General features: G+C 56.8%; 9 protein-coding genes. 5 read left to right on the top strand and 4 right to left on the bottom strand.

Annotation, left to right across the window (positions count from 1 at the left end; translation table 11 throughout):
* Window positions 1-15 precede the first annotated feature (15 nt).
* Together hydA and arcC are read left to right on the top strand one after the other, a co-directional pair.
* A complete protein-coding gene (gene hydA, locus AC2CGP_RS00350) occupies window positions 16-1,422 on the top strand; it encodes a dihydropyrimidinase (protein WP_020079013.1) in 1,407 nt (468 codons plus the stop codon).
* Window positions 1,423-1,433: 11 nt separating this feature from the next.
* Complete coding sequence (gene arcC / locus AC2CGP_RS00345) at window positions 1,434-2,366, top strand: carbamate kinase (protein WP_015366905.1); 933 nt, start codon at window positions 1,434-1,436, stop codon at window positions 2,364-2,366.
* A gap of 80 nt (window positions 2,367-2,446) precedes the next feature.
* Here the strand turns inward: arcC and yqeB are convergent, their stop codons facing one another.
* Both yqeB and yqeC read right to left on the bottom strand, forming a co-directional pair.
* Window positions 2,447-4,072, bottom strand: a complete 1,626-nt coding sequence (yqeB, locus tag AC2CGP_RS00340) for a selenium-dependent molybdenum cofactor biosynthesis protein YqeB (protein ID WP_042892307.1) — start codon at window positions 4,070-4,072, stop codon at window positions 2,447-2,449.
* Between the two features lie 42 nt (window positions 4,073-4,114).
* Window positions 4,115-4,873 carry a selenium cofactor biosynthesis protein YqeC gene (yqeC, locus tag AC2CGP_RS00335; RefSeq protein ID WP_047064261.1) on the bottom strand — a complete coding sequence of 253 codons (759 nt, stop codon included), beginning with the start codon at window positions 4,871-4,873 and terminating at the stop codon, window positions 4,115-4,117.
* A gap of 34 nt (window positions 4,874-4,907) precedes the next feature.
* Here yqeC and AC2CGP_RS00330 point away from each other — a divergent pair, with 34 nt between their 5' ends.
* The 3 genes from AC2CGP_RS00330 (at window position 4,908) to ssnA (ending at window position 10,182) form a co-directional block, all read left to right on the top strand.
* Window positions 4,908-5,477: an NTP transferase domain-containing protein gene (locus AC2CGP_RS00330; protein ID WP_032707889.1), complete on the top strand. Its 570-nt coding sequence runs from the start codon at window positions 4,908-4,910 to the stop codon at window positions 5,475-5,477.
* Between the two features lie 269 nt (window positions 5,478-5,746).
* A complete protein-coding gene (ygfK, locus tag AC2CGP_RS00325) occupies window positions 5,747-8,851 on the top strand; it encodes a putative selenate reductase subunit YgfK (protein WP_047064262.1) in 3,105 nt (1,034 codons plus the stop codon).
* Entirely contained in the window at window positions 8,848-10,182 is a 1,335-nt protein-coding gene (gene ssnA / locus AC2CGP_RS00320) for a putative aminohydrolase SsnA (RefSeq protein WP_020079015.1), read from the top strand. Before ygfK ends, ssnA begins: the two co-directional genes overlap by 4 nt.
* Window positions 10,183-10,315: 133 nt before the next feature.
* Here the strand turns inward: ssnA and AC2CGP_RS00315 are convergent, their stop codons facing one another.
* A complete protein-coding gene (locus AC2CGP_RS00315) occupies window positions 10,316-10,792 on the bottom strand; it encodes a 4Fe-4S dicluster domain-containing protein (protein ID WP_020079016.1) in 477 nt (158 codons plus the stop codon).
* Window positions 10,792-12,729: a formate-dependent uric acid utilization protein YgfT gene (gene ygfT / locus AC2CGP_RS00310; protein WP_020079017.1), complete on the bottom strand. Its 1,938-nt coding sequence runs from the start codon at window positions 12,727-12,729 to the stop codon at window positions 10,792-10,794. The genes AC2CGP_RS00315 and ygfT overlap by 1 nt, the downstream gene beginning before the upstream one ends.
* Window positions 12,730-12,998 lie beyond the last annotated feature (269 nt).

Genomic DNA, 12,998 nt, shown 5'->3' with positions numbered 1-12,998 from the left:
GAGTCTGGAGTTTTTATGCGCGTACTGATTAAAAACGGCATCGTGGTCAACGCCGACGGCCAGGCAAAACAGGATCTGCTGATTGAAAACGGCCTGGTCAGCCAGCTCGCCGAACGGATAACCCCGACCGAACCTTGCCAGACTATCGATGCCGCAGGTTGCTATGTCATGCCCGGCGGCATTGATGTTCATACTCATTTTAATATCGATACCGGGCACGCCCGCAGCTGCGATGATTTCTTCACCGGCACCCGCGCCGCCGCCTGCGGCGGTACCACCACTATCGTCGACCATATGGGCTTCGGCCCCGCCGGCTGCCGCCTTCGTCACCAGCTAGAGGCCTATCACGGCTATGCCGCCTACAAAGCGGTGATCGACTACAGTTTTCACGGCGTTATCCAGCATATCAACCATGCCATCCTCGATGAAATCCCGATGATGGTTGAAGCCGGGATTAGCAGCTTCAAGCTCTACCTGACCTACCAGTATAAGTTGAACGATGATGAAGTGCTTCAGGCGATGCGCCATCTCCATCGCGCTGGCGCGCTAACCACCGTTCATCCGGAAAACGACGCCGCTATCGCCCGTAAACGGGCCGAATTTCTGGCGGCCGGCAAAACCGCGCCGCGCTACCACGCCCTTAGTCGCCCGCTGGAGTGTGAAGCGGAGGCTATCGCGCGAATGATCAATCTCGCCCAGCTCGCCGACAACGCGCCGCTGTATATCGTTCATCTCTCCAACGGCCTGGGGCTGGATTATCTGCGTCTCGCGCAGCAGCGGCACCAGCCGGTGTGGATTGAAACCTGTCCGCAATATCTGTTGCTTGACGACCGCTGCTATGAACGCGAAGACGCTCTGGGATATCTGTTAAGCCCGCCGCTGCGCAACGCCAGCAACAATGATGCGCTGTGGTGTGGTATCGCCGATGGTTCGATCGACGTGGTGGCGACCGATCACTGCGCTTTCTCGATGGCCCAACGCCAGCAGCTCTCCGGCGGCGATTTCAGCCGCTGTCCGAACGGCCTACCGGGGGTGGAAAACCGCCTGTTGCTCATGTTTTCCCACGGCGTCATGACCGGGCGGATTTCAGCGCAGCGTTTCGTCGCGCTCACCAGCGCCACTCCCGCGAAGCTATTTGGCCTGTGGCCGAAAAAAGGACGATTGGCGCCCGGCGCAGATGGCGATGTCGTCATTATCGATCCGCAGCGCACCACCACGATCCGCCATGAGATGTTGCATGACAACGCCGACTATTCACCCTGGGAGGGCTTTATTTGCCAGGGCGCGATTCGCCAGACCTTATCGCATGGCCGGGTCATTTTTGATAACGGCACCTTTACCGGCAGCGCTGGTCAGGGACGTTTTTTACGCCGCGATCCCTTTTCTACCGCTCACCTTCCGGTCAGCGGAATCACATCTTAAGTGAGGTATTCATGAGTAAGAAAATTGTACTCGCCCTCGGCGGTAACGCGCTCGGCGAGGATCTGGCCGGACAAATGCAGGCCGTCAAACAAACCGCGCAGGCCATCGTCGACCTGATAGCCCAGGGCCACCAGGTAGTCGTGACCCACGGCAACGGCCCGCAGGTTGGGATGATTAATCTGGCCTTCGAAGCCGCAGCCAAAACCGAGGCCCATACCCCGATGCTGCCCATGTCGGTCTGTGTGGCGCTAAGCCAGGGTTATATCGGCTATGACCTACAAAACGCCCTGCGCGAGGAGTTGCTGTCGCGATCGATGCATATCCCGGTGGCAACAATCATCACCCAGGTGGAAGTCGACGCCAACGACCCGGCGTTCAAAAATCCGACCAAACCTATCGGCTCTTTTTTCACTGAGCAGGAAGCAGAACAGCTGACGCGTCAGGGGTACGCTATGAAAGAAGATGCCGGACGCGGCTATCGCCGGGTTGTCGCCTCGCCGCAGCCGGTGGATATTATTGAGAAAGAGACGGTCAAAGCTCTCATGGACGCCTGCCACGTAGTGATCACCGCGGGCGGCGGCGGGATCCCGGTAATCCGCGAAGGCAATCATCTGCGCGGCGCCAGCGCGGTAATTGATAAAGACTGGGCCAGCGCTAAACTGGCGGCGATGATCGACGCCGACATGCTGATCATCCTGACCGCGGTCGAGAAAGTGGCGATCAACTTTGGCAAACCCAACGAGCAGTGGCTGGATAAGCTGTCGCTCAGCGATGCCGAACAGTTCATTCGTGAGGGGCACTTCGCTAAGGGTTCGATGCTACCGAAAGTTGAGGCCGCCGCCTCATTCGCCCGTTCACGTCCGGGGCGCAAAGCGCTGATCACCGTATTAAATAAAGCCAAAGAAGGGATTGAAGGAAAAACCGGTACGGTCATTGAAGGGTAAAAAGGCACCGAATGTAGCCCCGGTAAGCGGTAGCGCCACCGGGGATTTTGAGGCCATCTACACCGGCTTCGTGCTGCTATCTACGCCACCGACAATAACTCACTCTTCTCTTTTACTCTTTTATTCATCAGCGTCATCAGCGCCTCAAGCACCCCGCCGCCAATGGCACGAGCCTTATCGGAGACGCTGGTAAAATCGGCGCTGGCGCCACGCGGGTCGATATCGCCAATTTTAAAGCCGCTATCAACCACTAACCCATCGCTGAGCAAACCACGCACCATACCGCTTAGTGGCGCAATAATCTCGGCCTCGCCGACGGTGGCGATGATATCGCCTTCGTTCACAATATCACCCAGCGCCACTTTCGCGCGCATCACCCCGGCTCCCGGCGCGCGGATCACCCGTCGTGAAGTATGGCCAAGAATATTACCAGGAACCCCGGTGTTCTCCTGCGCTTTGCCATCGTAAATCACCTGCCCCAGCCAATGGCCGCGATTGGTTTCAATCACCGCATGGCAATCCACACCGGCGCAAAAACCAGGGCCTAGCGCAATTACCGCTGGCGCCATCTCTCGCTGCGTACCAAAATTCTCTTTCGCCAGTATGGCATCCACGACGCAGACAGGGCGCAGTTCATTCAGCGATTCGCATAGCGGATCCACCAATACCGGGATCGCGCCATTTTCAATTACCCGGATGGCCTCATGAGCGGATGACACCCGCTTCGCCATCACCCCTTCTACCGTCATTTCACCGTCGAAGACGGCCTGGGCAAAAGCGACGCTGCGGCGGATCACCGTCGGTTTCGCGACTTCCAACATCACCACTTTGAACCCCGCATGCCACAGACGCAGAGCCACGCCGCTGGCGATATCGCCGGCGCCGCGAATAGCGACCAACTGCTGCTGCGCAGGCGTGGCTGACGCCATCAGCAAGCCGCCTGGCGCGCGATTTTTTACCTGCAGGATTTCCGCCAGAATGCTAATCGCTATCTCATGCGGCGTTTCGGCGCCAATGTTATAGCCAACCGGCGCATGCAGGCGGGCAATATGTTCTGCGGCAACGCCGTTTTCCCGCATCTGGCGTAAAAACACCTGGACTTTACGGCGACTGGCCAGCAGCCCAAGCCAGGCGACCGGCCGTTCAATCAGTGTATCCAGCGCTTCACGATCCTGGTTATTGGTGGCGATTAACACAAAGTCATCGCCGCGGATCGCCAGATTCTCCACCGCCTCGCTGAAGGTTTCAGCATGCAGCAACTGCGTTGTCGGCGGAAAATAGTCGGGGTTCAGGCTCTCTGGATAGATATCGGCCACCGCCACCTCAAAACCCAGCAGCGCCGCGCTTTGCGCCACCGCGCGGTTCACGTGCCCGGCGCCGATCAGCACCAGACGCGGGCGCAGGCCATGTACGCTAATATAGACCGACATCGCCCCGCCGCAATCGGAGCCGACCGCATCGCTGCCGCTACGCGCCATCCGCCCATGAAACATGCGCGACGCTTTTTCGCTGAGCGCTTCCAGCGCCTGTTCAATCACTTTGCGCTCAACCATGCCGCCGCCGATGGTGCCGACTATCGAACCATCTTCACGAATTAACATCTGCGCCGAATGGCGCGGCGTTGAGCCGCGGCTATCGACAATCTGCGCCAGTGCAAACGGGCGATTCTGTGCTTCGAGTTTTGCCGCTTCAGAGAAAATATTCATAACAACCTCAATGGATATCCGCTATGCGCCCAAGCCGGGGCGTCACTCTGTTGTTCGTCGTCGCGTTATCGCGGGCTGCTCTTGTACTGCTCCCGCCCACAGTGCGTTAACCCCCCACTGCTGCAACAGCGCCTGCTCCGGTAAATTCTCATTTTGAGAAAGCTGATTCAGCAGCAGGATCCGGCGACTGGCGGGCGGAACACCTTTAAACGCTCCCTGCGGATGCGTAATTAAGCGATGCAGCATTGGCCAACTCAGCGCCGTATCCGGCGCCGCGCCGGTGATCCGGGAAAAAAGGGGCCAGCGATGAACGGTCGCTGGCCCAACGTTTTGCCCGAGCCTCCAGGCCCCCATGACGGCAATAACGCAGCAACAGGATTGAGGTATGCAAGGTTCGTGCTCAGCTGGCGCTTTTAAGGCGAAACCGTGAGCCCCGTCAGCTTCTACCAGCACCACATCCACGCGCCCCGCGGCAACCAGCGCATCAAGCTGTTGCGGGCTAAACCCACGAACCTTACCCGCAGGGGCGAGCCACGAGGCGTAGCAGGCCTGCAGCGGCCGCCGCCAAACTTCGACAGGCAGCGCCAGCGGTTCGCGGCAAATCACCACAGGTAGTGATGCCGGGAGATACATATGGGTGGTCGTGGTGATCAGAACTCGTCGGCCAGCCTCCAGAAAACGCTGCGCCAGCCACATTAAGGTACTGGTTTTGCCTCCCGCGCCGACGGCGGAAATGAGCAGCGGACCATCATTTACGCCTAAATCACAAAACAGCGATTGCAGATGCGGTATATTTTCCATGCGCTGGCCAGGATTCCATTATTCAGGGAGGAGTATGAAACAGGTCGATTGTATTATTACCGCCGCCGGATTGTCCTCCCGGATGGGACAGTGGAAAATGATGTTACCCTGGCGCGGAACGACAATACTTGATGCAAGTATAAAAAACGCCCTGCAATTCTGCTCGCGTATTATTCTGGTGAGCGGTTTTCGCGCAGAGGAGCTACATCAACGCTATTCGGCGCATCCGCAAATAACCCTGGTTTATAATCCCAACTATCAACAGGGTCTGTTTACTTCTGTTTGCGCTGGCGCGAGCCAGGTGCGAAACAACTTCTGTTTTATCACCCTCGGCGATTTACCCTGCCTGCCGCCAGCGCTTTTCCAGCGGCTTTGGCAACAACGCGGCGACAGCGCCCTTCTTCCGCAATATCAAGGCGTACCGGGTCATCCCATCCTTATTACCGGCACACAGCTGCGCCAACTTATCACTTACGATGGACCTGACTCAATGCGCAAACGGTTATTACAGAGCCGCCATCGCTGCCTGGAGTTAGATTTTCCGCAAATGGTCTGGGATATCGATACCCCTGCTGATTTTATTCGCCTGCAAAACCAGGATTAATCATGTCTTTGTCGGGAAATTATCATTGTGATATTTCGCCGTTTATTTTGAGAAATCCCGACGGATAAAAATATAGAGTGATTTTAATTCTCATTACCATAGCGTGAGCCCATTCACATAGCCCGGCGTTCTTTAGACCTCTCTCACATTTTTAATTATTTCTCCCTCCTGTCTTTAATAACTGGTTCGATTGTTGCTCCTCCTTAACTATCCGTCGGAATAAGTACCACTAACCGGCAAATTTGATTGCACAAATAAAGGAGAGGGTTATGGGGGATATCATGCGTCCCGTCCCGTTTGAGGAATTATTGACGCGCATTTTCGATGAGTATCAACAACACCATTCCATTTTTGGTATTCCTGAGCAGCAGTTCTATTCGCCTGCCAACCAACGCCGGGTAAGCGTCTTCGGCGAAAGCTGCGCCACCCCAATCGGCCCCGCCGCCGGGCCACATACCCAACTGGCGCAGAATATCATCACCGCCTGGCTCACCGGTGGGCGGTTTATCGAGTTGAAAACCGTACAGATTCTCGACCGGCTTGAGCTGGAAAAACCCTGCATCGATGCCGAAGACGAATGCTTTAACACCGAATGGTCTACGGAATTTACGCTGCAAAAAGCGTGGGATGAGTATCTTAAAGCATGGTTTATTCTGCATCTGTTGGAAGAGGTTTTCCCGTTCACGCCGGCGAAGAACGGTAAGTCCTTTATTTTCAATATGAGCGTCGGTTATAACCTGGAAGGGATCAAGCAACCGCCGATGCAGCAGTTTATCGATAATATGATGAACGCCGCCGGGCAGCCAAAATTTACCCAGTACCGCGACACGCTGAACCGCTGGCTGCATGATGACGCCTTCCTCACCCGCTTGTCGCTGGATGATATTCGCCCACGGCTGGCGACGCTCGCGGAACGCATTCCTGCAAAACTGGTACAAGGGGTTACCCTCTCCACCATGCATGGTTGCCCGCCAGATGAAATCGAAGCCATCTGCCGCTATATGCTGGAAGAGAAACAGCTCAACACCTTCGTGAAGCTCAATCCGACGCTGTTGGGCTACCCGCGCGTACGCGAAATTCTCGACACCTGCGGCTTTGACTATATCGGTCTGAATGAAGAATCTTTTGAACACGATCTTAAAATCGGCCAGGCGCTGGAAATGTTGACGCGCCTGATGGCGTTGGCGAAAAGTAAACAACTTGGCTTCGGCGTGAAGCTGACCAACACCCTCGGCACGGTCAACAATAAAGGCGCGCTGCCCGGCGATGAGATGTATATGTCCGGCCGCGCGCTGTTCCCGCTCTCCATCAACGTTGCGGCGCTGCTCTCGCGTGAATTCGACGGCAAACTCCCGATCTCCTACTCCGGCGGCGCCAGCCAGCTCAATATTCGCGATATCTTTGAAACCGGGATCCGCCCCATTACCATGGCGACCGATCTGCTAAAACCCGGTGGTTACCTGCGTCTTAGCCAGTGCATGCGCGAGCTGGAGCAGGCCGATGGCTGGGAGATGAATCAGGTCGACGTCAAGCGCCTGAACGCGCTGGCGGAAAAAGCGGTCAGCATGGAGTACACGCAAAAACACTGGAAGCCTGACGATCGCATCGACGTTGGTGAGCCGCTGCCGTTAACCGACTGCTACGTCGCCCCTTGCGTCAGCGCCTGCGCCATCAAACAGGATATTCCGGAATACATTCGCCTGATGGGCGAGCAGCGCTATGCCGATGCGCTGGAGCTTATCTATCAACGTAACGCGCTGCCGGCGATTACCGGTCACATCTGCGATCACCAGTGCCAGTACAACTGTACGCGTCTTGATTATGACAGTGCGTTAAATATCCGCGAGCTGAAAAAAATCGCCCTTGAGAAAGGCTGGCCTGAATACCAACGCCGCTGGCATAAACCGGCGGGTTCCGGCAGCCGAAACCCGGTGGCGGTGATTGGCGCAGGGCCGGCGGGGCTGGCGGCGGGCTACTTCCTCGCCCGCGCCGGCCACCCGGTCACGCTCTTTGAGCGCGAAGCCAACGCTGGCGGAGTGGTAAAAAATATCATTCCGCATTTCCGCATTCCCGCTGAACTTATCCAGCAGGATATTGAGTTCGTTGTTAATCACGGCGTCAACATTGTCTACGGCTGCGACCCGCATCTCACCGTCGAAAAACTCCGTCAGGAGGGTTATCGCTATGTACTGATCGGCACCGGCACCGACAAAAACAGCGGCGTGAAGCTTGGCGGCGATAACCCGAATATTCATAAGTCGCTCAACTTCCTGCGCGCGTTCAACCGCGGCGATCGCCTGAACGTGGGTAAACATGTGGCCATTGTCGGCGCGGGTAACACCGCAATGGACTGCGCCCGCGCGGCGCTGCGCATCCCCGGCGTTGAGAAAGCGACGGTGATTTATCGCCGCTCGCAGCAGGAGATGCCGGCATGGCGCGAGGAGTACGAAGAAGCCCTCCAGGATGGCGTTACGTTCCGTTTTCTCAGCAACCCGGAATACTTCGCCGCTGACGGCACGCTAACCGTCCGCACCATGGCCCTCGGCGAGCCTGATGAACAGGGTCGACGTCGCCCAATGCCCACCGATGAAACCTGGACGCTGCAGGTCGATACGCTGATTACCGCTATCGGCGAACAGCAGGATGGCGAAGCGCTGGCGGCGATGGGGATCCCGCTCAACGATCGCGGCTGGCCTGAAGTCAACGCTGATGGCGAAAGCCGGCTGGCTAATGTATTCCTGATTGGCGACGTACAGCGTGGCCCTTCTTCTATCGTCTCGGCGATAGGCAACGCCCGTCGCGCCAGCGATGCAATCCTCAAGCGCGAGAATATCCGCAGCCACTTCGGCGATAAACAGTGGAATAACGTCGATCCCGCGGACATCTACCGCCGTAAAGGGACCATTGCTATCGCTCAGGTTGATAAAGACGACCGCGATGCCTTTGTCGCGCAGGAGGCGGAGCGCTGCCTCGAATGTAATTACGTCTGCAGCAAATGCGTTGATGTCTGCCCGAACCGCGCCAACGTCTCCATTGCGGTACCGGGGTTCGACAACCGCTTTCAGACGCTGCACCTCGACGCGTACTGCAACGAATGCGGCAACTGCGCGCAGTTCTGCCCATGGCAGGGAAAACCCTATAAGGACAAGGTCACCGTCTTTAGCCTCGAACAGGATTTCAACAACAGCAGTAATCCGGGTTTTCTCGTGGAGCAACAGCGCGTCCACGTGCGTCAGGATGGCATGACCTGGCTGCTGGATATCGACCAGCGAGGTCAGTTCGCTGAAGTACCGCCGCAGCTGGATGCCATGTGCCGCATCATCAGCCACGTTCATCAACATCATCACTATTTGCTGGGAGTCGTCGAAGTATGAGTATCTTAGTGCTTAAAAATGCCACCCTTGCCCAGCTTCATCCGGAAAAAGTGGAAGAAGGTGTCGATATCGTCATCGAAAATGACAGAATTATCGAAACAGGCGCGAACCTGAGCCCGCGTTACCCGCAGGCGCGTATTAAAGAAATGCACGGCCGACTGGTGATGCCGGGAATGGTCTGCTCGCATAACCATTTTTATTCCGGACTGTCGCGCGGAATTCAGGCCAATATCGCGCCGAGTCCCGATTTTATCTCCACGCTGAAAAACCTGTGGTGGCGCCTGGACCGCGCTCTGGATGAGGAGTCCTTATACTACAGCGGGCTTATCTGTTCGCTGGAGGCCATTCGCAGCGGCTGCACAGCCGTCATTGACCACAGCGCGTCGCCGAACTATATCGCTGGATCATTAAGTCAGTTACGTAACGCTTTCATCAAGGTCGGCCTGCGTGGCATGACCTGCTTTGAAACCACCGACCGTAACGGCGGGTTGCAGGAACTTCAGGCAAGCGTCGAGGAAAATATCCGCTTTGCCCGCGAAATCGATCGGGCGCGGGAAAGCGGCGACGAGCCATATCTGGTAGAAGCGCATATCGGCGCCCATGCGCCGTTTACGGTTCCTGATGAGGGGCTATTAATGCTTCGCGAAGCATTAAAAACAACCGGGCGCGGCCTGCATATTCATATGGCGGAAGACCGTTACGACGTTTCTCACAGCCACCATCACTACGGTAAAGATCTGCTGGTACGCCTGGCGGAGTTCGATCTCATCGATAGTAAAACGCTGGTAGCGCACGGGCTGTATCTGTCGGAAGCTGATATTGAACTGCTGAACGCGCACGATGGTTTCCTTGTCCATAACGCCCGCTCTAACATGAACAACCACGTTGGTTATAACCAGCAGTTGACGGCGTTTCGCAACCTGGCGCTGGGCACCGACGGCATCGGCTCCGATATGTTTGAAGAACTCAAATTCGCTTTCTTTAAACACCGCGATGCCGGCGGGCCACTGTGGCCGGATAGCTTTGCGCGGGCATTAAGCAACGGTAACACGCTGCTTAGCCGCAACTTTAACGACCGTTTTGGCCGTATTGAGGCAGGCTATAAGGCGGATTTAACCATCAGCGATTATATTCCGCCGACGCCGCTGCTGGCGGCGAATCTCGCCGGGCACATCGCCTTCGGTCTGGGGGCCAGCCACGTTCATAGCGTGATGGTAAATGGCGTCATGGTCTATGAGGATCGGCAGTTCGCTATTGATTGCGATACGATTTTCGCCGAAGCGCGAAAGGTGGCGAAGAAGATGTGGCAGCGGATGGATGCGTTGCCGTAAACCCATCACGGCAAAACAAAACCCGGTCGCTGTACCGGGTTTATTTTTTGGCTTCTACCGGGGCTATAAATAGCACAGAAACATCGATCGGGTAGCCCGGATAAGACGCAGCGCGTCGCCATCCGGGGATCGCTTACACGTTCAACAAGCTGGCGCTGGCGATCGTTCTCTGTTTCTGCAGCGCCGCCAGGGCCTCACCGGTCATCAGCGATATTGCCGCCGTTGGGCACACCGATACGCAGGCCGGGCCACCATCTCGCTGCTCGCAGAGATCGCACTTCACAATAACCGGCGGATGCGCCGCCGATGTTTCGATAGTAATCGCGCCAAATGGGCAGGCGACGACGCAGCTCTGGCAGCCAATGCAGCGCCCGGCATCGGCTTCTACCCGCTCGGCGCCCATCGCCAATGCGCCGGTCGGACAGACCCCTACGCATGGCGCGTTTTCACACTGATGGCACATCACCGGCACGCTCAACGTGTCGAGTCGCATCACCTTCAATCGCGGATGAAATTCCGCCCCTTCCGCCACATGCTCCAGTGCGCAGGCGACTTCGCAGGTACGACAGCCGATACAGGCCTGTGAACTGGCAAGAATAAAATGGGTCATCACCGCTCCTTATGATCAAATCGCGCCAGCATTTCGCTTGCGGCCTGGCGCCCGGCAACCATAGCCGTCACCACCAGATCGGCGCCATGTACCGCATCGCCGCCGGCATAGATTTTGTCATGGCTGGTCTGTGTGGTGCCGCGACCTTTGCCGCCCGTTACAATCTGCCCCCAGCGGTCAAGTTTGATGCCATGCCCCCGCAGCCACGGCATGTCGTGAGCCTGGAAACCAAACGCCAGCACCAGCACATCGGCCGGGAGTTCGAATTCTGAACCGGCAATTGGCCGCGGGCGCCGGCGGCCATCCGGCCCTGGTTCACCCATTTCGGTACGGATCATCCCGACGGCGCTGACCTGGCCTTTACGGTTACGCAGGATATATTGCGGCTGAACGTTAAACTGAAACGCCACGCCCTCCTCCCGCGCGTTCACCACCTCTTTTTTCGAGCCTGGCATGCTTAACTCATCGCGACGATAGGCGCAGGTTACGCTCTCGGCTCCGCGACGCACCGCGGTGCGCAAACAGTCCATCGCCGTATCGCCGCCGCCCAGCACCACCACCCGCTTACCCTTAATGTCGGTTAACGGATATTCGGCGCTCTCTTCAATACCCATCACCTCACGGGTATTGGCAATCAGGAACGGCAGCGCCTGAATAACACCCGGCGCGTCTTCGCCATCAAGACCCGCGCCCATCAGCCCATAGGTGCCGACGCCTAAAAAGACCGCATCGTAGTTAGCCAGCAGTTCGCTAAAGTCCACGTCGCGCCCCACTTCCTGATTGAGATGGAAACGAATCCCCATATCGCTGAAGATCTCGCGCCGCAGCGCCATTACCGTTTTTTCCAGCTTGAAAGACGGAATGCCGAAAGTCAGCAGCCCGCCAATTTCAGGATGTTTATCAAAAACATCAACCTGTACCCCGGCGCGCGCGAGAATATCCGCGCAGCCCAGTCCCGCCGGGCCGGCGCCGATAATAGCCACGCGTTCCTGACGCGGGGCAACCTCGCCTGTGGTTGGCCGCCAGCCCATCGCCAGCGCGGTATCGGTGATATAGCGTTCCAGATTGCCAACCGCCACCGCGCCGCCTTCGTTTTTCAGCGTACAGGCACCCTCGCATAGCCTGTCCTGTGGGCAGACCCGGCCGCAGACCTCCGGCAGCGAACTACTTTGATGACAGAGTTCTGCGGCCTCAATAATCTTGCCCTCACGCACCAGTCGTATGAAATCAGGAATATGGTTGTGTAACGGGCAGGTCCAGTTGCACCAGGCTTTTTGCGCACAGTACAGGCAACGCTCGCTTTCATATTCGGCATCACATTCGCTAAGGCGCTGGTAGATCTCGGCAAAATGCGCTTTTCGCTCTTCCGCGGCAAGCTTCTTCGCCCCCACCCGCGGCGCTTTATCCAGGATCGCTTCGCGCCTTGCGCCACGACGCTCGGCCAGCGGCTGCCCCTGGGCAGAGCGGATTTGTCTTTCTCGCTGCAACCGCTTCAGGGCGCTCTCGTCCATTACGCGCAGCGCCTGAGTCGGGCAACTGGCCACGCAGGCCTGCTCTACTGAGGGGCGATCGCGACAAAGATCGCATTTTTGCGCCAGCTGCGGGCCATCTTCCCCGCTGGCGACCATCTCGATTGCGCCAAATGGGCAAGCGACGACGCAGTTTTTGCAACCGATACACTCGGACTGGGTAAACTGGATGCTGTCGTTGGCGACATACAGCGCCTGGGTCGGGCAGGAGGTGACGCAAGGCGCGTCGTTGCAATGGTGGCAAGTGGTCGCAGTACTGGTATTCCGGTGGAAGACAACATGGATGCGCGGAACAAACGCGCTGCGCTGTGCCGGCCAGGCATCCTGATGATGCGCCGTGACGCAGGCCACTTCGCAGGCATGACATCCAATACAGTTCGCAACATCGGCCACAATAAATCGATTCATTTGCTTCCCTTTTATTCTTCTGGAATAGTCTTAGGGATGGATTGCAATATTCGGGCGATATTTGGCGCTCAACTTATGTAGCCATTCATTTTTGCGAGTCAGCTCAAATTATTACTCTCCTGTGGCTCTCGAATAAATAAAACCTCATCAAATCACCGGGATGGCATCTCAACTCCGCTCTGAATTTTTATCATTTTTATCTTCTTAGCGCTTATTTCGCCTACCAAAATGAGACGCTATATATCTCAAACTGATATTCGCCATTTTTA

The sequence above is a fragment of the Klebsiella sp. SYXHC3 genome, from assembly GCF_057196925.1.
This window is presented reverse-complemented; position numbering and strand designations above follow the sequence as displayed.